This is a genomic window from Nocardioides panacihumi, from assembly GCF_039530925.1.
GTDB classification, from domain to species: Bacteria; Actinomycetota; Actinomycetes; order Propionibacteriales; family Nocardioidaceae; genus Nocardioides; species Nocardioides panacihumi.
Genome location: NZ_BAAAPB010000001.1, coordinates 1669664 through 1689681 on the forward strand (window position 1 = coordinate 1669664; position 20018 = coordinate 1689681).

The following is a 20018-nucleotide window of genomic DNA, read 5'->3' on the forward strand; positions in this document are numbered from 1 at the left end:
CGTGGAGATCACGGTCGTGCAGGGCGACATCACCGCCCAGGATGTCGACGCGGTCGTCAACGCGGCCAACAACGCCATGCGCGGCGGGGGCGGTGTCGACGGCGCCATCCACCGTGCGGGTGGCCCGGCGGTCCTGGAGGACTGCGTCCGGCGCTTCCCGCACGGGCTCGCGACCGGCGACGCCGGCTGGACGACCGCCGGTGACCTGCCGGCGCGCTGGGTCATCCACGTGGTCGGCCCGATCCACGGTCACGGCAGCCGGGACCAGCTCACGTCCTGCTACCGGCGCGCGCTGGAGGTCGCCGACGGGCTCGGGGCGAGCACGGTCGCGTTCCCGCTGGTCAGCGCAGGGGTCTACGGCTGGCCGAAGGGCGACGCGGTCGACGCCGCGCTCGAGGTCTTCCGCTCCGCGCGGTCAGCGGTGGCCGAGTCGCGGATGGTGGCCTTCGACCGGCCGACGTACGACCTGATCGCGGAGCGGCTCGGCTGACCGGTCAGAGCCGCTCGACGACCCAGTCGACGCATCGCGTGAGTGCTTCGACGTCGGCGGGGTCGACGGCCGGGTACATCGCGATGCGCAGCTGGTTGGCGCCGACACCACGGTAGGCGTCGAGGTCGACGATGCCGTTGGCCCGCAGCTCGTCCATGAGCCGGACCTTGTCGATCGAGGCGTCCAGCTCCACAGTGGCGACCACGGGTGAGCGGTGGCTCGGGTCGGGCACGAAGGGCGCGACGTACGACGCCTTCTCGGCCCATCCGTAGACGGTCTCGGCCGACGCGGCCGTGCGTGCGGACATCGCGTCGAGGCCGCCCTGGGCGAGCATCCAGTCGAGCTGCTCGGCCATGAGGAACAGCGTCGCGACCGCCGGTGTGTTGTAGGTCTGGTCGAGGCGGGTGCTCTTCAACGCGCCGACGAGGTCGAAGAACGCGGGCACGTGACGGTCCGACGCGGCGATCCGCTCCGCGCGCTCGATGGCCGCAGGGGAGAGGGTGGTCAGCCACAGACCGCCGTCGGAGGCGAACGACTTCTGGGGCGCGAAGTAGTAGACGTCGGTCTCGGCGATGTCGACGCCGAGGCCGCCGGCCGCGGAGGTCGCGTCGACGAGGACGAGCTGACCCGCGCGGGCGCCCGCGGGTCGGACGACCGGCGCGACGACGCCCGTGGACGTCTCGTTGTGCGTCCAGGCGTAGACGTCGACGTCGTCCTCTGCGACGGGGACCGCGAGACCGCCCGCCTCGGCGGTGAGCACGGTCGGCTCACCCAGCCAGGGCGCGTTGCGGGAGGCGGAGGCGAACTTGGCGCCGAACTCGCCGAAGACCGCGTGCTGGCTGCGCTGCTCGACCAGCGCGAACGTCGCGAGGTCCCAGAACGCCGCGGAGCCGCCGTTGCCGATGGCCACCTCGTAGCCGCTGGGGAGCGAGAAGAGCGTGGTGAGGCCGTCCACCACGCGGCGTACGACGTGCTTGACGGGAGCCTGCCGGTGCGAGGTGCCCATCAGGTCCACCCCGGTCGCCGCGAGCGCGCCGAGGCGACCGGCCGGCACCTTCGACGGACCGGACCCGAACCGTCCGTCAGCGGGGAGGAGGTCATCGGGGATGCGCAGGGCCATGTCCGTATTCTCGCAAGCGCCGCCGCCACCCCACCGAGGAGTCCACGTGCAGATCCGTCGGGTGTCCTACGACCACCCCGATGTCGTCGCTCTGGTCGAGCGCGTCCAGGACTTCTACGTCGAGCGGTACGGCGGCCGCGACGACGACCCGACCGACCCGGCCGACTTCGAACCGCCCGCGGGGGCGTTCTTCGTCGGCTACGTCGCCGACGCGCCCGTGGCCATGGGCGCCTGGCGTGTCGTCGGCGAGCACCGGCTGGGCACGTCCAGCACGGCGGAGATCAAGCGCATGTACGTCGTCCCCGAGCTCCAGCGGCGGGGGTTGGCCCGGCGGATGCTCGCCCACCTGGAGTCGTCGGCGGCCGCGGCCGGGATCGAGGCGCTCATCCTCTCCACCGGGTCGATGCAGCCCGAGGCGATCGCGCTCTACGAGGCTCATGGCTACGAGCCGATCGAGGGGTTCGGCCACTACGCCGGGGCGTCGCTCAACCGCTGCTACGGCAGGCGGCTGTCCTGATCTGACGCCGAGTCGGCGCATCCTCGCAGCTCACAGATGCTGAGTCGGCGCATCCTCACAGCTCGCTGGCGCTCGCGTGCGAGGATGCGCCGACTCGGCACTTCTCGCGTGCGAGGATGCGCCGACTCGGCACTAGGCCCAGGAGTCGTCCCAGCCGTCGACCGAGCTGGCCGGGCGGGTGGCGGGGCCGGTGTAGACGGCGGACGGCCGGATCAGGCGACCCGTCGTCTTCTGCTCCAGGATGTGAGCGGACCAGCCGCCGGTGCGGGCGCAGGTGAACATCGACGTGAACATGTGTGCCGGCACCTCGGCGAAGTCGAGGACGATCGCCGCCCAGAACTCGACGTTGGTCTCGAGCACGCGGTCGGGTCGCCGCTCGCGCAGCTCGGCGAGGGCTGCCTTCTCGAGCGCCTCGGCGACCTCGTAACGCGGGGCACCGAGCTCGCGAGCCGTACGACGCAGCACCCGCGCGCGCGGGTCCTCGGCGCGGTAGACGCGGTGGCCAAAGCCCATCAGGCGCTCGCCGGAGTCCAGCAACGACTTCACGTAGGCACGCGCGTCGCCGGCCTTCTCGACCTCCTCGATCATGCCGAGGACGCGCGACGGCGCGCCGCCGTGCAGGGGTCCGCTCATCGCGCCGATCGCGCCGGAGAACGCGGCCGCGACGTCGGCGCCGGTCGAGGTGATGACGCGCGCGGTGAAGGTGGAGGCGTTCATGCCGTGCTCGGCGGCCGACGACCAGTAGGCGTCGATCGCGTGTGCGTGCTTCGGGTCGGCCTCGCCGCGCCAGCGGATGAGGAACTTCTCGGCCAGCGTGCGGCCCTCGTCGACCAGGCGCTGCGGGACGACTGCCTGGTGGAGGCCGCGGGCCGACTGGCCGGCGTACGACAGGACCATGACCGCGACCCGGGCGAGGTCCGCGCGCGCCTGCTCGTCGGAGATGTCGTAGGTCTGGCCGAAGCCGAACGCCGGCGCGAGCATGGCGATCGCCGCCTGCACGTCGACGCGGACGTCGCCGGTGTGCACCGGCAGGTTGTAGGCCTCGGCCGGCGGCAGGCCGGGGGAGTAGGTGCCGTCGATGAGGAGGCCCCAGACGTTCTCGAACGGCACCCGGCCGACGAGCTCCTCGATGTCGACCCCGCGGTAGCGAAGTGCGGAGCCCTCCTTGTCGGGCTCGGCGATCTGTGTCTCGAACGCGACGACGCCCTCAAGCCCGTGGTGTACCTCGGTCATTGCTGCTCCTCACGACTCCATGTCCTCGCGCATTGTGCCGCGCCGGGACTGCGGGGGCGCCACTAGGGTGCCGTCATGACCTCCGACGACCTCGCCTCGCGCCGCGAGGACTACGCGCGCGGCGGCCTCGCCGAGACCGACCTCACGGCCGACCCGCTGGACCTCTTCCGTCGCTGGTACGCCGACAGCGCCGATGCCGGGCTGCACGAGCCGAACGCCATGGCGGTCGCCACCGCGACCCCAGACGGCGCCCCCTCGGTCCGCTTCGTCCTCCTCAAGGGCTTCTCGCCGGACGGCTTCGTCTTCTACACCAACCTCACCTCCCGCAAGGGCCACGAGCTGCTCGCCAACCCGCGCTGCGCCCTGCTCTTCCCGTGGCACCCGCTCGAGCGCCAGGTCCGGGTGGAGGGCCACGCGACCGAGCTTCCCCGGGCCGACGTCGACGCCTACTTCGCCTCCCGCCCGCGGGGCTCACAGCTCGGAGCCTGGGCATCGCACCAGTCCACGGTGGTGAGCGGACGCGCCGAGCTCGACGCGGAGTACGCCGAGGTCGCGGCCCGGTTCGACGGTGGCGAGGTGCCGACGCCGGACGAGTGGGGTGGCTTCCGGGTCCGGCCGGACCGCTTCGAGTTCTGGCAGGGTCGCACGGGCCGCATGCACGACCGGCTGACCTATCGGCGTACCGAGGAGGGCTGGGAGACCGAGCGTCTCGCCCCCTGATCCGGATAAAGAGTTGTGAGTGAGTGCTCACTCATTTAGAGTCTGCCGGGTGGAAGGACGACGGGAGCGGGCACGTCCGCTCACCCCTGAGGAGCGTCGCGAGGCGCTGGTCTCGGCGACGCTGCCGCTGCTGTACACGCACGGCCGGGCCGTGACGACGCGGCTCATCGCCGAGACGGCGGGGGTCGCGGAGGGCACGATCTTCCGGGTCTTCGACTCGAAGGAGGCGCTGGTCGACGCGGCCGTCGCGAGGGCGTTCGACCCCGGGCAGATCGCAGCCCGGATCGCCGAGATCGACCCGGCCGAGCCGCTGCGCGAGAAGCTGCTCAAGATCACCAGCATCCTGCAGCAGCGGTTCCGTGCCAGTTTCGGGCTGATGCGCGCGATGGGGGAGATGGGGCCGCCGAAGCACGCGCACACCGAGAGTCGCCGGACCGAGATGCGGGCGGTCCGCGCCGCCCTCGTCGAGCTCGTCGAGCCCGACGCCGACGCACTGTCGGTGGACCCCGCGATGCTGGTCCACACCCTTCGCCTGCTCACCTTCGCAGGCAGCAACGAACAGATCGCCGACGGCCAGGTGCTCACACCCGAGCAGATCGTCGACACCATCCTGCACGGAATGCTCAGAAAGGACTGACGTGCTGTTGCGTCTCCTGCGGACCTACCTGAGTCCGTACCGTCCCTGGCTCGCCATCATCGTGGTGCTCCAGTTCGTCAGCACCGGGGCAGCCCTCTACCTGCCGGCCCTCAACGCCAACATCATCGACAAGGGCGTGGTCACGGGCGACACCGGCTACATCCTGCGCACCGGCGGCTGGATGCTGGTGGTGAGCATCGCCCAGATCGTCTGCGCGATCACGGCGTCGTACTTCGCGTCCCGGGCGTCGATGGCGTTCGGGCGCGACATGCGCCGAGCGCTGTTCCACCGCGTCGGTGGCTTCGGCGCGTTCGAGGTGGGTCGCTTCGGCGCCCCCAGCCTGATCACACCGCAACACCAACGACGCCCAGCAGGTCCAGCTGCTCGCGTACATGCTCTGCGGCATGGCCGTGCAGATCCCGATCATGATGGTCGGCGCGGTGTTCATGGCGCTGCGCCAGGACCGCCAGCTGGCGTGGCTGTTCGCGGTGCTCATCCCGCTGCTCTTCCTGGCCGTCGGCATCGTCGCGACCCGGATGATCCCCAACTTCCGGAAGCTCCAGGCGCGGCTCGACACGCTCAACCGGGTGCTGCGCGAGCAGATCACGGGCATCCGTGTGGTGCGCGCCTTCGTGCGCGAGCCTCGCGAGCGGGCCCGGTTCGGCACGGCCAACGACGAGCTCACCGACGTCTCGGTGCGAGCCGGTCGCTGGCTGGCGACGTTCTTCCCGCTGATGCTGATGATCGTCAACATCGCGTCCGTCGCCGTCATCTGGTTCGGCGGTCACCTCGTCAACTCCGGGCAGATGCAGGTGGGCGCGCTGACCGCGTTCCTCTCCTACCTCATGCAGGTGATGATGAGCGTGATGATGGGGACGTTCGTCTTCATGCAGGTGCCCCGCTCATCGGTCTGCGCCGACCGCATCGAGGAGGTGCTCGGCACCGAGCCCTCCGTCGTCCCACCCGCCGCAGGCGTGGCCACGTCGGCGCTCCGCGGTGAGCTCACCTTCGACGGCGTCGACTTCACCTATCCGGGCGCCGAGCAGCCGGTGCTCTCCGAGATCAGCCTGACCGCGAGCCGCGGGCAGACGATCGCCGTGATCGGCTCGACGGGCGCCGGCAAGTCCACCCTGCTCAACCTGGTCCCGCGCCTGTTCGACGCCACCGCGGGCACTGTGCTCGTCGACGGGGTCGACGTCCGCGCCTGGGACCCGGAGGCGCTCGGCAGCCGGCTGGGGCTGGTGCCGCAGAAGGCGTTCCTGTTCTCCGGCACGATCCGGTCCAACCTGCGCTACGGCAAGGACGACGCGACGGAGGCGGAGCTGTGGCACGCGCTCGAGGTCGCTCAGGCGGCGGACTTCGTGCGGGCACTCGAGGAGGGGCTCGACGCCCCGGTGGTCCAGGGCGGCACCAACTTCTCGGGCGGCCAGCGGCAGCGCCTCGCCATCGCCCGGGCACTCGTACGCCGCCCCGAGATCTACCTGTTCGACGACTCCTTCTCCGCGCTCGACCTCGCGACCGACGCCCGGCTGCGTGCCGCGCTCAAGCCGGAGACCGTCGACGCATGCGTGGTGATCGTCGCGCAGCGGGTCTCCACGATCCGCGACGCCGACGTCATCCTCGTGCTCGACGACGGCCGGATCGTGGGCCGCGGCACCCACGTCGAGCTGCTCGCCGGCAATGAGACCTACCAGGAGATCGTCGCGTCCCAGCTGAGCGCGGAGGAGGCGGCCTGATGAGCACGACCCAGAGTCAGGGCCTCAAGCAGGGCCAGCAGATGAAGGTCACCGAGCGCATCCAGATGGCCGGCGGCCCCGGCCGCGGACCGGGCGGCATGGTCGGCCAGAAGGCGTCCAACTTCGGACCGTCGGCCAAGCGGCTGCTCGGCCGGCTGGCTCCGCAGCGAGTCAAGCTCGCCTCGCTGCTCACGCTCGCCGTGGTCAGTGTCGTGCTCAGCTCGCTGGCGCCACGCTTCCTCGGCCACGCCACCGACTGGATCGTCGCCGGCTCGATCGGTCGCCAGATCCCCGCCGGGGTCAGCGTCGACTCCTACGTGGCGAGCCTGCGGGCCGAGGGTCAGGACCGCCTGGCCGACGTGATCTCGGGCGTGGACCACGTGGTCCCCGGCCACGGCGTCGACTTCGGCGCGGTGGGCGCGATCCTGCTCCTCGTGCTCGGCCTCTACGTGGCCTCCAACCTGTTCTCGTTCCTCCAGGGCCTGATGCTCAACGGGCTGGTCAACACGACGGTCAAGGACCTGCGCGCCGACGTCGAGGAGAAGCTCAACGTGCTGCCGCTGGAGTACTTCGACTCCCAGCCCCGCGGCGAGATCCTCTCCCGGGTCACCAACGACATCGACAACATCAGCCAGTCGCTGCAGCAGACCATGTCGCAGCTGCTCACCTCGATGGTCAGCGTCATCACGATCCTGGTGATGATGTTCTGGATCAGCCCGTTGCTCGCCTGCATCGCGCTGGTCTCGGTGCCGATCTCGATGTTCGTCGCCCGGACCGTGATGAAGCGCTCGCAGGGCCAGTTCATCAACCAGTGGCGCTCGACCGGCCACCTCAACGCCCACATCGAGGAGACGTTCTCGGGGCACGAGCTGGTCCGGGTCTTCGGTCGTCAGGCCGACGCCGAGGCCCGGTTCGCCGAGCGCAACGACGCTCTGCACGACGCGGGCTTCAAGGCGCAGTTCCTGTCCGGCCTGGTGATGCCGGTGATGATGTTCATCGGCAACCTGAACTTCATCGCCGTCGCCGTCGTCGGCGGCCTGCGGGTGGCCCACGGCGCGTTGACGATCGGCGAGGTGCAGGCGTTCATCCAGTACTCGCGCCAGTTCAACATGCCCCTCACCCAGGTGGCCTCGATGATGAACCTGCTGCAGTCCGGTGTCGCCAGCGCCGAGAGGGTCTTCGAGCTCCTCGACGCGCCGGAGCAGGTGCCCGAGCGGAACGGCAGCCTCCCCGACGTACGCCGTGGTGAGGTGCGGTTCGAGCACGTGTCGTTCTCCTACGACCCGCAGGTGCCCCTCATCGAGGACCTGTCGCTCGTCGCGAAGCCCGGGCAGACGGTCGCGATCGTCGGCCCGACGGGCGCCGGCAAGACGACGCTGGTCAACCTGGTGATGCGGTTCTACGAGCTCGACGGTGGCCGGATCACGCTCGACGGGACGGACGTCACCGAGATCCCACGCTCGCTCCTGCGCGCACAGACCGGCATGGTCCTCCAGGACACGTGGCTCTTCGAGGGCACGATCCGCGACAACCTGCTCTACGGCCGTCCCGACGCCACCGAGGAGGAGCTGCTCGCGGCCGCCCGGGCGACGTTCGTGGACCGCTTCGTGCACTCGCTGCCCGACGGCTACGACACGGTCGTCGACGCCGACGGCGGCTCGTTGTCGGCCGGCGAGCGACAGCTGCTCACGATCTGTCGGGCGTTCCTGGCCGAGCCGTCGCTGCTCATCCTCGACGAGGCCACGTCGTCGGTCGACACGCGCACCGAGCTGCTGCTCCAGCACGCCATGGCGGCGCTGCGTACCGACCGGACGTCCTTCGTGATCGCCCACCGGCTCTCCACGATCCGCGACGCGGACCTCATCCTGGTGATGGAGGACGGCGCGATCGTGGAGCAGGGCAACCACGACCAGCTGCTCGCGGCCGACGGGGCCTACGCACGCCTCTACCAGTCGCAGTTCGCCGCGCCGGTGGACGACGAGCAGGTCGCCTGAACCTGCGCCGCCGCGGACGTCATACGGGTCGGTCGTCCGGACGGCCACTCCGTATGACGTCCGCCCGTTAACCCGTTGAGCGGCGGGGGTCGCCCGGCGTACGGTCGTCGTACACGGGAAAGGAGGTGATCCGAGGAATGAACTCTTCTTGGACGCGTGAGGTGGCGGGGGAGCTAGCAGCCCCAGCCTGACGTAAGCAGCGAGTGGTGCTGGCGAATCCAACCCAGCCACCCGACCCGCAGACGACCGGGACCACGTCCCCCGGTGCGGCGCCCTCCGGGGCGCCACGTCTGCGGGTCGTTCGCATTTCCGGAGGAGCCGGATCGGGAATATAGTTGCGGTAAGCAACCTTTTACATGACTGAGATCCCCGTCCGCACCGCACCGAAACGAGAAGCATGTCCCAGGACGTCGCCGCCGCTGCCCCGGCCCAGCCGGCAGCACCCATGACCCACAAGGAGATCCTCGAGGCACTCTCGGGTCTCCTCATCGCGATGTTCGTCGCGATCCTCTCCAGCACCGTCGTGACGAACGCGCTCCCCACGATCGTCCACGACCTGCAGGGCAGCCAGACCGGCTACACCTGGGTCCTCGTCGCCACCATGCTGGCGATGACCGCGACGACCCCGATCTGGGGCAAGCTCGCGGACCAGTTCTCCAAGAAGCTGCTCATGCAGATCGCGCTGGTCGTGTACGTCTCCGGCTCCGCCCTGGCCGGCATGGCCCAGTCGATGTCCTGGCTCATCGGGGCCCGCGTCGTCACCGGCCTCGGCGTCGGCGGCGTGATGGCGCTGATCCAGATCATCATCGGCTCGATGGTGTCGCCGCGTGAGCGCGGTCGCTACTCGGGCTACATCGGCGCGTCGTTCGGCCTCGCCACCCTCATCGGCCCGCTCGTCGGCGGCGTGATCGTCGACAGCCCGCTGGGCTGGCGCGGCTGCTTCTACGTCGGCCTGCCGTTCGCCATCCTCGCCTTCGTCGTCCTGCAGCTGAAGCTCCACCTGCCGACCACGAAGCGCGTCGTCAAGATCGACTACCTCGGCTCCGTGCTCATCATGGGCGGCGTCAGCCTCCTGCTCATCTGGGTCTCGCTGGCGGGGCAGCAGTTCGACTGGATCTCGACCACGACCCTCCTCATGGTCGGCGGCGGTCTCGTCGTGCTCGCGCTCGCCGCGGTCGTCGAGGGCAAGTACGCCGCCGAGCCGGTCATCCCGCTGAAGCTCTTCAAGGACCGCACCATCAGCCTCGCCACGATCGCCGCGATCCTGGTCGGCGTCGTGATGCTGACCGCGACGACGTTCCTCTCGGAGTACTTCCAGAACTCGCGCGGCATGAGCCCGACCAACGCCGGCCTGATGTCGCTCTCGATGGTCGTCGGCCTGATGGTCACGAGCATCGTCTCGGGCCGCGCGATCAGCGCCACCGGTCGCTGGAAGGTCTGGCTCGTCTCGGGCATGGCCGCGGTCGCCGCCGGCTCCGCGCTGCTGGCCACGATCGACCACGCGACGTCGCTGTGGCTGGTCGGCCTCTACATGCTGGTCCTCGGCTCCGGCCTCGGCGCCACCCAGCAGAACCTCATCCTGTCGGTGCAGAACAACGTCGACCAGGCCAACATCGGCGCGGCCAGCTCCGTGGTGGCGTTCTTCCGGACGCTCGGTGGCGCGATCGGCGTCAGCGCCTTCGGCGCCGTGCTCTCCCACAAGATCACGACCCACGTGACCGACGGCATCGGTGCGCTCGTGCAGAGCGGCAAGGTCACGGCCGAGCAGGCACAGGCCCTCGGTGCCGGCGGCCTTCCGGCCGTGCACCTGCTCCCGGCGCCGCTGCGTGACCTGTTCGAGGGCGCGTTCGGCGACGCGACCGGTCAGATCTTCCTGTTCTCGGTGCCGTGCGCGCTGCTCGCCCTGGTGACGGTCGCGTTCATCAAGGAGAACCGGCTGCGGACCACGCTCGACAAGATCGAGGAGCCCGAGATCAACATGGAGATCGCCGCCGAGCTCGAGGCGGGGGAGCTGGGCCGGCGATGACCCGCTCCGCGGTGGCCAGGATCGACGCCGTCCGGGCGATCGAGGACGAGATCGGCGTACTCGTGCGGCGGCTCAAGCGTGCGATCGCCGAGCGGGCGCACGCCATCCACCGCGACCTGCAGGGCGCGTCGTACCTGATCCTCGGCTGGCTCGCTGAGAACGGCCCGGTGCGGGCGTCCGCGATCGTCGAGGTGTTCGGGATGGACAAGGGCTCGCTCAGCCGCCAGCTCCAGCACCTCGAGGAGCTCGGCCTCGTCGAGCGGACACCCGACCCGGCGGACGGCAGGGCCACGCTGGTCTCAGCGAGCGCGGAGGCCGTACGCCGCCTGGCCGAGGTCGACCAGGAGCGACGGGTGTCCCTCAACGACCGGCTGAGCGACTGGTCGGTGGACGAGCTGGAGGCCTTCGCCCGCCAGCTCGGCCACTACAACCGGTCCCTCGACTGACCGCTCAACGCCGAGATCCGGGTTGTGGCCCTCCGAGATCCGGGTGCGGGCCCTGCATGCCAGGGTCAGAACCCGGATCTCGGAGGGCCACAACCCGGATCTCGGCGTGCGGTCAGGTCAGCCAGGCCGCGGTGTTGGCCGGGAGGGTGCGCCCTGTCAGCGGCTCGCTGGTGAGGACCACCTCGCCGGCGGGCAGGGTGACCGGCTCGTCGCCGCAGTTGAGCACGACCGTCAGGCCGTCACGGCGGAACGCGAGTACGTCGGCGCCGAGGTCGAGCAGCTCGACGGTCTCACCGCCGTTCGGGCCGGCGTACTGCCGGCGGGCGGCGAGGGCGCGGCGGTAGAGCTCCAGCGTGGAGCCCTGGTCGCCGGTCTCGGCCTCGACGGTCACGGGCGCCCAGGAGTCCGGCTGCGGGAGCCAGGGCTGACCGCTCCCGGGCCCGAAGCCGTACGGCGGCTCGGTGCCGCTCCACGGGATCGGGACGCGGCAGCCGTCGCGGCCCTCCTCCGGCTTCGCGGTGTTGCGTGTGCGGAGCCAGGTCGGGTCCTGACGGTCCTCGGGAGCCACCTCGACCTGCTCCAGACCGAGCTCCTCGCCCTGGTAGACGTAGGCCGAGCCGGGCAGCGCCAGCATCGCCAGCGTCGCCGCGCGACCGCGGGTGACGCCGAGCTCGCCACCGCCGTACCGCGTCGCGTGCCGGAGGACGTCGTGGTTGCTCAGCACCCACGTCGGCGACGCCTTGATGTCGGCCAGCTCCTCGAGGGTGCCCGTGATGACCTCGGCGAACGCCTTGGCCGACCACGGCGCGAGCAGCCAGGCGAAGTTGAACGCCTGGTGCATCTCGTCGGGGCGGACGTAGCGGGCGAGGGAGACCGCCGTCTGCGTCCAGGCCTCGGCGACGAGCATCCGGTCGCCGGGATACTCCTCCAGCACCCGCCGCCAGCGGCGGTAGACGTCGTGCACCTCGGGCTGGTCCCACATCGGCTCGTCGGTCAGCGACAGCTGGATCATCGACTTCGCCTCCGAGGACGGGTCGATGCCGTGGGGCACGACCTGGTCGCGCAGCGACTCCTCCTTGAGCAGACCGTGCGCCACGTCGATGCGGAAGCCGTCGACGCCGCGGTCGAGCCAGAAGCGGAGCACGCCCTCGAACATGTCGCCCACCTCGGGGTTGCGCCAGTCGAGGTCGGGCTGGGAGCTGTCGAAGAGGTGCAGGTACCACTGGCCGTCCGGCACGCGGGTCCAGGCCGCGCCCCCGAAGACCGAGCGCCAGTTGTTGGGCGGCTGGTCGCCGTTCGGGCCGCGCCCGTCACGGAAGAGGTAGCGCGCGCGCTCCGGGGAGCCCGGCGTGGCGGCGAGCGCGGCCTGGAACCACGGGTGCTCGCTGGAGGTGTGGTTGGGCACCAGGTCCACGATCAGGCGCAGCCCGAGCTCGTGCGCGCGAGAGATGAGCGCGTCCGCGTCCGCCAGGGTGCCGAACAGCGGGTCGATGTCGCAGTAGTCGGAGACGTCGTACCCGTGGTCCTTCTGCGGGGACTTGTAGAACGGCGAGATCCAGAGCGCGTCGACGCCCAGGTCGCGGAGGTAGGGGAGCCGGGAGGTGATGCCCGGGAGGTCGCCGATCCCGTCGCCGTTCGCGTCCGCGAAGCTTCGGGGGTAGACCTGGTAGGTCACGGCGTGGCGCCACCAGGGCGCAGCGGGGGTAGCAGTCACACGACCACCCTAGGGGGCGCAGGGCGGCCCCCTAGAATGGACAGGTGAGCGACCTGATCGACACCACCGAGATGTACCTGCGGACCATCTATGAGCTGGTCGAGGAGGGCATCGTCCCGCTGCGTGCGCGGATCGCCGAGAGGCTGCACCAGAGCGGCCCGACCGTCTCCCAGACCGTTGCGCGGATGGCGCGCGACGGTCTGCTCACCGTCGAGGGGGATCGACACCTCCAGCTCACCGACGAAGGCCACCGGCTCGCCACGCGCGTCATGCGCAAGCACCGGCTCGCCGAGCGCCTGCTCACCGATGTCATCGGTCTGGACTGGGAGCTCGTCCACGAGGAGGCGTGCCGTTGGGAGCACGTCATGTCGGAGACCGTCGAGAAGCGCCTGCTCGAGCTGCTCGGTCACCCGACGGAGTCGCCGTACGGCAACCCGATCCCGGGCCTCGACGAGCTCGGCTCGGACACTCTGGGCGAGGACTTCATGGACGGCGTCGAGTCGCTGGCCAAGGTGGCGACCCTCGAGAAGGGCACGGTGCTGGTGCGCCGCATCTCCGAGGAGATGCAGAAGGACGAGTCCCTGATGAGCGCGCTGCGCCGTGTTGGGGCGCTGCCGGACCGGTCCGTGACGGTCGTCGCGACCAACGAGGGCGTGCTGGTCGGATCCGGCGGGGAGAGCGCCGAGATCGTCCCGGAGGCGGCCGAGCACATCTTCGTACGACGTCTCGACGGTTAAATCCGTCGTCATTCGGTCCCAAGGTCACGGATTCGTGACTGTGGCCGCCTCTGGCGTGGTGAAATGCTCTCCCGAGGCGGACACGATCTGCCCGGGGCGCGCGAGCCGGATCTGCGCGTGAGGATGCCTCGGGGGAGGGGGAGACCACATGGAGCTGTTCCACGTCGACATGTCGGCGGCTGACCTGATCTCCGGACCCGGACCACTCGCGGTGGGCCACGAGGCGACAGGCCTCGCGGCCATCCTCGTGGAGGGCCAGGAGGTCCTGGTGAGCGACAGCGACGGCGAGTTCCACGCCGCCGTCGTGCTCTCCGTGGACTCCAGCGAGGGCGAGCCAGTCTACGCCCTGCACATCGGCGCGCGGCTGCCGATGGACATGGCCGCCCAGCGGCTCACCGACGTCGACATGCTGCCCGAGAACCAGGGGCTGCACGAGATCGTCGACCTGCTCGGCGACCTGCGTCGCGCACAGGCCTTCACGCGACAGCCGTAGCCGCCGTCAGCTCCGTCAGGAACTCGCTGCACCCGGTCTCGACCTTGTACGTCGCCAAGGCGTCGCCCCGCGTGGCGCCGCGGTTGACGATCACGACGGGCGTGCCGTTGCGGGCCGCCCGGCGCACGAACCGGAGGCCGCTCATCACCGTGAGGCTCGATCCGGCGACGAGCAGCGCACCGTCGGTGCCTGCGCCCCCGTTGAGGGCATCGACCGCCGCGTAGCAGCGGTCGACCCGGTCGCGCGGGACGTTCTCGCCGAAGAACACGACGTGGGGCTTGAGCACCCCGCCGCAGGTATCACAGTCCGGCACGACGAACCCGTCGGTGGTCTCGAGATCGACGTCCCCGTCGGGACGGACGGCGACGTCGGCATGGGCCGCCGCCCAGCCCGGGTTCAGGTCGTCGAGCCGGCGCTGGAGGTCGGCGCGGGACGTCACGCACCGGCAGTCGAGGCAGATCACGTCGGCGATCCGGCCGTGCAGCGCCACGACGTCACGGCTCCCGGCCCGCTCGTGGAGGCCGTCGACGTTCTGGGTGATCAGCAGGGTCGGGTCGAGGCCGGCGACTGCATGGTGGCCGGGGTTGGGGTGCGCCGTGCGCATCCGACCCCAGCCGAGGTGGCTGCGCGCCCAGTAGCGCCGACGCGCGGCGGCGCCCGAGACGAACTCCTGGTAGGTCATCGGGGTGCGGCCTGGCGCACCCGGCCCGCGGTAGTCGGGGATGCCGGAGTCGGTGGACAGGCCGGCGCCGGTCAGGACCACGAGCCTGCGGTCCCGGAGCAGGGCCAGGGCCTGGTCAGCGGGCATACCGGACCTCGGCGCGTGCGCGTCTCTTGGCCGCCTCGACCTCGCGGTTCTTCGGCGGCGCGGTGGTGACCAGCTCCTCGAGCAGGTGCCGGGTCGCGTGCGCCACCTCGGCGACGGCGCGGTCGAAGGCGGCCTGGTTGGCGGTGGACGGCTTGGTCGTCCCGGCCACCTTGCGCACGAACTGCAGCGCCGCCGCGGTCACCTCGTCCTGGGTCGCGGGCGGCTCGAAGTTGTGGAGCGGGCGGATGTTGCGACACATGCGGCCAGCGTACGACGATGCGAGGTCTCGTCGGTCGGTCCCTGACGTCCTGACTCGTCCGGGCCACTTCCGCCGCCGTCCGGTCGGACCTGTCCTCGCCGTCTGTGGCGGCGCCGCCGGAGGACCTAGGGTGACGAGGTGCAGGGACGCCACCGGGCTGCCATGAGGGCGCTGCCCGACGACGCAGCAAGAGTCCACGCGCTGCTGGATGCCATCGACCTCATCGGGTCCGCCCCCGACCTCGACGAGACACTCCGACGCACCGCGGCGGTCGCGTGCGCCCTGGCGCGGGCGTCGTACGCCGTCGTCGAGCTGAGCTCCGAGGACGCGGTGGTCCGCAACGTCGAGCACGGTGCCGTGCCGGCGGACGCCGGCGAGGGGCTCACGCTCGACCTGCTGGCACACGGCGCCGCGCTCGGTCGGATCACGGTCCGCGGGCCTGAGGTCGCCTTCGAGGACGCGGACCGCGAGCTGGTGACCCGGCTGGCCGCGCTGGCCGCGCCCTTGGTGGCGAACGCGGTCGCCTTCGACGAGAGCGATCGCCGTCGACGGTGGCTCGAGGGCACCGTCAAGGTCGCGGCCGCGTTGGCGCCGACCATGCTTCCGGACGACGCCCGTGCACAGCTCGTCGCCGGCGTGCGCGCCGCCAGTGGAGGGTCGCTCGTCGCGCTGCTCGAGCCCGACGGCCCGGGTGACGACAGGTGGCACCTGGTCGCCCATGACGGCGACGAGGCGGACGCGATCGAGGCAGCACGGGTGCTCGCCGAGGAGATCGCCGCGGCGGGCGACGGCGGCCGGCTGCTGGCCGTCGAGCGGGTGGCCGGTGTCGAGTCGCTGCTCATCCCCTTGCAGACCCAGCTCGCGTCACCCGGCGTCCTGCTCGTCGACCACGCGGGGATGCCCTCCGGACTCGGCGCGCTCGAGCGGCAGCTGTTGTCCACCTTCGCCGGGCAGGTCAGCCTCGCGCTCGACCGCGCCCAGGCGATCGCCGACCGGCACGAGCTGCTGATCGCGGCCGACCGCGACCGGATCGCGCGCGACCTCCACGACCTGGTGATCCAGCGGCTCTACGCGACCGGCATGCAGCTGCAGGCCGCCCTCGGCCGTGACGGCGTCCGGATGGAGGCGGCCATCACGCTGAGCGTGCGCGACCTCGACGCCAGCATCCGCGACCTGCGCGCCACGATCTTCGAGCTCGGTCGCGGCCTGACCCGGTCGCTCACGGGCGAGGCGCGGGGTCTGGTGGACGAGTACGCCGCCGTGCTCGGCTTCCGGCCGGCCCTGCGGTTCAGCGGCCCGGTCGACACCGTCCTCGCCGAGTCGGTCGCCGACGAGGCGCTGCTGGTGCTGCGCGAGGCGCTGTCGAACGTCGCGCGGCACGCGGGGGCGTCGGCAGTGCAGGTCGAGCTGGCGGCCTCGCCCGCCTGGCTGATGCTGCGGGTGACCGACAACGGGGTCGGCATGGCGCCCGACGCGGGTGTCGCGAGCGGCCTGCGGAACGCGCTCCGCCGGGCGGAGACGCACGGCGGCGTCATGCGCACCGGCCCTGCGACACCGCACGGCACCAGCCTCGTGTGGCTGGTGCCGGCCTCCCGCTGAGTGCCGCCGGCCCGCCGCTCGCCCGCCAAACTGTCACGGTGATAGTTCGCGGCACGGGTGATAGTTGCGATGTGTCACCGACCGCTCAAACCATCACGGTGACACTTTGGCTGGCTCTCTGCGCACTTTGACGGGCACTGTGCCGAGCCGCTCGCGGCCGACTCGGATCGCCCAGGGGTGATGACGCCGACGCTTCCGACGTGTTAGGTAGGTCACGGCGCGGCCCACTCGGGGGCGCGCCGTCTCTCGGGAGGTCACACGCATGAGACGAGTCCTGTCCGTCGTGGCAGCCGCGGTCCTGGTGAGCTCAGCGCTCGCCACCGCGTCAGCCCAAGCCCGCACCGCCGGCAATCCCGGCACGGGCAGCTCCGGACATCACACCCCCGGCACCCCGGCGTACACCCCGCCGCCGATCGCCTGGGGCACCTGCCCGACCACCAGCCTGCGCAACGCCGGCGCGCAGTGCGGCTACCTCACGGTGCCGCTCGACTACGCCGACCCTGCTGGTCAGAAGATCCAGCTCTACGTGTCGCGGATCGCTCACAAGACGAGCGACGCCGCCGCACAGGGACCGATGCTGGTCAACCCGGGCGGCCCCGGCGGCTCCGGGCTCGGCCTGGCCAGGCTCGGTCAGTTCGTGCCGAACCACGGCGGTGACCCCTACGACTGGATCGGCTTCGACCCGCGCGGTGTCGGGCGCAGCATCCCGTCGCTGAGCTGCGACCCGAGCTACTTCGCGCCCGGGCGGCCCGCGTACGAGCCCGGTCCCGGCATCAAGCAGTTCTGGCTCGACAAGGCCGCCGGCTATGCGGCCGACTGCGCGACCGCCGGCGGGGCGCTGCTCGACCACGACCGGACGACCGACTGGGTCAACGACATGGAGAGCATCCGCAAGGCGCTCGGTGCCTCGCAGATCAACTACTACGGGTTCTCCTACGGCACCTACCTCGGCCAGGTCTACGCGACCCTGCACCCCGACCGGGTCCGGCGGTTCGTCCTCGACGGCGTCATCGGCGCCAGCCAGGCGTGGTACGAGCTGAACCTCGCGCAGGAGAAGCAGTTCGACCCGAACATCAACACGTTCTTCGACTGGGTCGCCAAGAACGACGCGTCGTACGGCCTGGGCACTGACGGCAAGGCCGTCCGGCAGATCTACTACGACACGCTCGCCGACCTGACCGCCCACCCGCAGGCCGACTTCGGGGCGTCCGACTGGAACGACGTCTTCGTCGGCGCCGCCTACTACGTCTTCGACTGGGACACCTACGCGCACGTCCTCGCGGCAGCGGCGCACGGCGACCTGGCGCCCGCCAAGGAGGCGTACGGCGCTCCGGGTGACGCGACCTACGCGTCGTACCTCGCCGTCGAGTGCACCGACGCGCCGTGGCCGAGCTGGAAGAAGCAGGAGCACGACGCCTACAAGATCGCGTCGTCCGCGCCGTTCCTGGCGTGGAACAACACGTGGTACAACGCGCCGTGCCTCACCTGGGCCGCGCCGTCGGCACGGCCGGTCAAGGTGGACGGCAAGAGCGTCCCGCCGATCCTGATGATCGAGGAGACCAACGACGCCGCGACGCCGTTCGCGGGTGCGCTCGAGGCCCGCAGGCAGTTCCCGAGGTCGGTCATGATCGAGGGCGTCGGAGGCACGACGCACGCCGGCTCGCTCTCCGGCGTCGCCTGCACCGACGACAAGATCGCCGACTACCTGCTGACCGGCAACCTGCCGAAGCGCAGGCCCGGCAACCGGTCCGACGTGCAGTGCGACCCGGTGCCGCCGCCGACCCCGACCCCGGTCGCCGGTGCGGCCGTGGCCGCTCCGTCCGGCGCCTCGACGCACGACCGCCTCGGCAGCCTGCGCAAGGTGATCACCGAGGCGGCGATGCCGCAGCCGTGACCTGGTGCGTGGAGGTGGGGGCGGACGCTCCCACCTCCACGCACGTCAGTCCCGGTCGATCACGTCGCGCACGGCGTCGACGGCGAACTGGTTCCACGCCCGCATCCGGCGCAGCAGGTAGTGGCCCGCGTCGCCCATGTCGGTGAACTCGGCGTCGCAGACCCGCGCCGCCCGCTCGACGTACGCGCGGGTGGCGGGGGCCGACGTGATCCGGTCGAGCCGCCCGTGAGCTGCGCGGAGGATCTTGTCGGTGAGCGGGGCGACGGGCTCGCCCGGCGGGAGCCACGGCGCCAGGGTCACGACCCCGCGTACGGCGGGATGGTCGGCCACCGCCGCGGCGGTCCGGCCACCCATCGAGTGGCCGACTATGACGACCGGAAGCCCGTGGCGCTCCTCCAGCTCGTCGAGCGCCCACCGGGCGTCGACGACCGGCGGCGGCACGCCCGGGCCGGCGTTCCAGCCCTTGACGCGGTAGCGCAGCAGCGCGATGCCGACGCCGGCGCGGTCCAACGGCCGGGCGATGTCGCGCAGGAGCCTGCGTCCTCGGTGCCACGACAGGCTGCGCCCGTCGACGGGGTCCTCGGCGAACTCCGCCCCGCCGTGGAGCACGAGCGCGACGGCGCGCGGCGTCCGCGGGAGCCGTTCGTCCGTGAACCCCGCAGCGGAGTCCGGTGGTGGTGAGGTCACAGGTCGCATCATCTCGCCTATTCGGAGCCGACGGCATGCGGGCCTGACGCACGAAGACCCCCGAGGAGTCCTCGGGGGTCTTCGTCATGCCTGTGGCCAGGGGCGGGGTCGAACCGCCGACCTACCGATTTTCAGTCGGTCGCTCGTACCAACTGAGCTACCTGGCCGGGCGAGGGGAGAGACTACCGGACCGCGATGGACGGGACCAATCGGGCCAGCCGGACGTCATACGAAGTGGTCGTCGGCGCGACCAGGTCGTATGACGTCCCCGGGTTGAGGACGCCGAGCCGCGGCGCACTAGACTGACGCGCGCTTGGAGCCCCCTTCGTCTAGCGGCCCAGGACCCCGCCCTTTCACGGCGGTAGCGCCGGTTCGAATCCGGTAGGGGGTGCGACTCATGATCTGCTGCTGGCCCGTGCAGGCGATGCGCGGGTCACGGCGACGCCCGTCCGGTCCTGTCCGGCCATCCACGGACGTTCTTGCAGAGCTCGTGCAGAAGCCTTGCCTCGCAGGCGATGTCGAGCACGCCCAGCGCGTGCGGGCGCGGGCCGCAGATGCTCGCGTTGCCGGCGTCGAGTCACGGTTCCCGGCCCCCGTGGTGCCGCTCGACTTCACGCCCGACCCAGGCGTGCTCAGACATCGTGGGGTGGTTGGGTTCTCAACCATGCTTGCGATCGTGGATGGATGTCGGTCATTCTCGTGGCCCGACCTTCGCAGGACGGGGGCCGACATCGGCAGATCGAGGGGGCATCGTCAATGGCGACGACCGACAGGACCGACACCGGCGAACCTGAACTCGAACGCCGGTTCATGCGCGCATTCGGCCGCACTCCGACACTCCCCGAGCTCCATCGCTACCAGCTCGCGCGCACTCGCCTCTCCGCCCACCTTCCCGCCAGGCTTCGTCG

17 protein-coding genes, 2 tRNA genes and 1 pseudogene are annotated in these 20018 nt (G+C 71.0%); 13 read left to right on the forward strand and 7 right to left on the reverse strand.

Translation table 11 applies throughout. The annotated features are described in order from the left end of the window. Position 1: 1 nt before the first annotated feature. A complete protein-coding gene (locus tag ABD205_RS07805; protein ID WP_344044107.1) occupies positions 2–490 on the forward strand; it encodes a macro domain-containing protein in 489 nt (162 codons plus the stop codon). A gap of 4 nt (positions 491–494) precedes the next feature. On the opposite strand, the gene serC is transcribed toward ABD205_RS07805, so the two are convergent. Next, positions 495–1610, reverse strand: a complete 1116-nt coding sequence (gene serC / locus ABD205_RS07810) for a phosphoserine transaminase (RefSeq protein ID WP_344044108.1) — start codon at positions 1608–1610, stop codon at positions 495–497. Positions 1611–1656: 46 nt separating this feature from the next. On the opposite strand from serC, the gene ABD205_RS07815 reads away from it, so the two are divergent. Next, positions 1657–2127, forward strand: a complete 471-nt coding sequence (locus ABD205_RS07815; protein WP_344044110.1) for a GNAT family N-acetyltransferase — start codon at positions 1657–1659, stop codon at positions 2125–2127. Positions 2128–2259: 132 nt separating this feature from the next. Here the strand turns inward: ABD205_RS07815 and ABD205_RS07820 are convergent, their stop codons facing one another. Then, positions 2260–3360 (reverse strand): citrate synthase 2, encoded by a 1101-nt coding sequence (locus ABD205_RS07820; RefSeq protein ID WP_344044112.1) that lies wholly within the window; start codon positions 3358–3360, stop codon positions 2260–2262. A 75-nt stretch (positions 3361–3435) separates the two neighbouring features. Between ABD205_RS07820 and pdxH the strand changes: the two genes are divergently transcribed. The 6 genes and pseudogenes from pdxH (at position 3436) to ABD205_RS07850 (ending at position 10919) form a co-directional block, all read left to right on the forward strand. Then, entirely contained in the window at positions 3436–4080 is a 645-nt protein-coding gene (gene pdxH / locus ABD205_RS07825; RefSeq protein WP_344044114.1) for a pyridoxamine 5'-phosphate oxidase, read from the forward strand. Positions 4081–4129: 49 nt separating this feature from the next. Beyond that, the gene (locus tag ABD205_RS07830; RefSeq protein WP_344044116.1) at positions 4130–4717 is read left to right on the forward strand and encodes a TetR/AcrR family transcriptional regulator; all 588 of its coding nucleotides are present in this window, start codon (positions 4130–4132) and stop codon (positions 4715–4717) included. 1 nt (position 4718) lies between these two features. Continuing rightward, positions 4719–6453: pseudogene (locus ABD205_RS07835) on the forward strand (ABC transporter ATP-binding protein). Beyond that, on the forward strand, positions 6453–8447 hold the full coding sequence (locus ABD205_RS07840) for an ABC transporter ATP-binding protein (RefSeq protein WP_344044118.1): 1995 nt from the start codon (positions 6453–6455) through the stop codon (positions 8445–8447). The pseudogene ABD205_RS07835 and the gene ABD205_RS07840 overlap by 1 nt, the downstream one beginning before the upstream one ends. Positions 8448–8844: 397 nt before the next feature. After that, positions 8845–10473: an MDR family MFS transporter gene (locus ABD205_RS07845; RefSeq protein ID WP_344044120.1), complete on the forward strand. Its 1629-nt coding sequence runs from the start codon at positions 8845–8847 to the stop codon at positions 10471–10473. Beyond that, positions 10470–10919, forward strand: a complete 450-nt coding sequence (locus tag ABD205_RS07850) for a MarR family winged helix-turn-helix transcriptional regulator (RefSeq protein WP_344044122.1) — start codon at positions 10470–10472, stop codon at positions 10917–10919. The genes ABD205_RS07845 and ABD205_RS07850 overlap by 4 nt, the downstream gene beginning before the upstream one ends. A 112-nt stretch (positions 10920–11031) precedes the next feature. Here the strand turns inward: ABD205_RS07850 and ABD205_RS07855 are convergent, their stop codons facing one another. After that, on the reverse strand, positions 11032–12633 hold the full coding sequence (locus ABD205_RS07855; RefSeq protein WP_344044124.1) for a glycoside hydrolase family 13 protein: 1602 nt from the start codon (positions 12631–12633) through the stop codon (positions 11032–11034). A 44-nt stretch (positions 12634–12677) separates the two neighbouring features. Between ABD205_RS07855 and ABD205_RS07860 the strand changes: the two genes are divergently transcribed. Both ABD205_RS07860 and ABD205_RS07865 read left to right on the forward strand, forming a co-directional pair. Continuing rightward, the gene (locus ABD205_RS07860) at positions 12678–13370 is read left to right on the forward strand and encodes an iron-dependent transcriptional repressor DtxR (protein WP_344044126.1); all 693 of its coding nucleotides are present in this window, start codon (positions 12678–12680) and stop codon (positions 13368–13370) included. 148 nt (positions 13371–13518) lie between these two features. After that, a complete protein-coding gene (locus ABD205_RS07865) occupies positions 13519–13863 on the forward strand; it encodes a hypothetical protein (protein ID WP_344044128.1) in 345 nt (114 codons plus the stop codon). On the opposite strand, the gene ABD205_RS07870 is transcribed toward ABD205_RS07865, so the two are convergent. Further along, positions 13847–14671 (reverse strand): NAD-dependent protein deacetylase, encoded by an 825-nt coding sequence (locus tag ABD205_RS07870; protein ID WP_344044130.1) that lies wholly within the window; start codon positions 14669–14671, stop codon positions 13847–13849. The genes ABD205_RS07865 and ABD205_RS07870 overlap by 17 nt on opposite strands. Beyond that, positions 14661–14930 (reverse strand): DUF2277 domain-containing protein, encoded by a 270-nt coding sequence (locus ABD205_RS07875; protein ID WP_344044132.1) that lies wholly within the window; start codon positions 14928–14930, stop codon positions 14661–14663. The genes ABD205_RS07870 and ABD205_RS07875 overlap by 11 nt, the downstream gene beginning before the upstream one ends. Before the next feature lie 138 nt (positions 14931–15068). Between ABD205_RS07875 and ABD205_RS07880 the strand changes: the two genes are divergently transcribed. Both ABD205_RS07880 and ABD205_RS07885 read left to right on the forward strand, forming a co-directional pair. Next, complete coding sequence (locus ABD205_RS07880) at positions 15069–16529, forward strand: sensor histidine kinase (protein ID WP_344044134.1); 1461 nt, start codon at positions 15069–15071, stop codon at positions 16527–16529. A gap of 262 nt (positions 16530–16791) precedes the next feature. Further along, complete coding sequence (locus ABD205_RS07885) at positions 16792–18423, forward strand: alpha/beta hydrolase (RefSeq protein ID WP_344044136.1); 1632 nt, start codon at positions 16792–16794, stop codon at positions 18421–18423. Positions 18424–18468: 45 nt separating this feature from the next. On the opposite strand, the gene ABD205_RS07890 is transcribed toward ABD205_RS07885, so the two are convergent. Both ABD205_RS07890 and ABD205_RS07895 read right to left on the reverse strand, forming a co-directional pair. After that, positions 18469–19110: an alpha/beta hydrolase gene (locus ABD205_RS07890; protein WP_344044138.1), complete on the reverse strand. Its 642-nt coding sequence runs from the start codon at positions 19108–19110 to the stop codon at positions 18469–18471. Between the two features lie 93 nt (positions 19111–19203). Beyond that, a tRNA-Phe gene (locus ABD205_RS07895) sits at positions 19204–19277 on the reverse strand. 151 nt (positions 19278–19428) lie between these two features. Between ABD205_RS07895 and ABD205_RS07900 the strand changes: the two genes are divergently transcribed. Continuing rightward, positions 19429–19501: transfer RNA gene (locus tag ABD205_RS07900), tRNA-Glu, on the forward strand. Positions 19502–20018 lie beyond the last annotated feature (517 nt).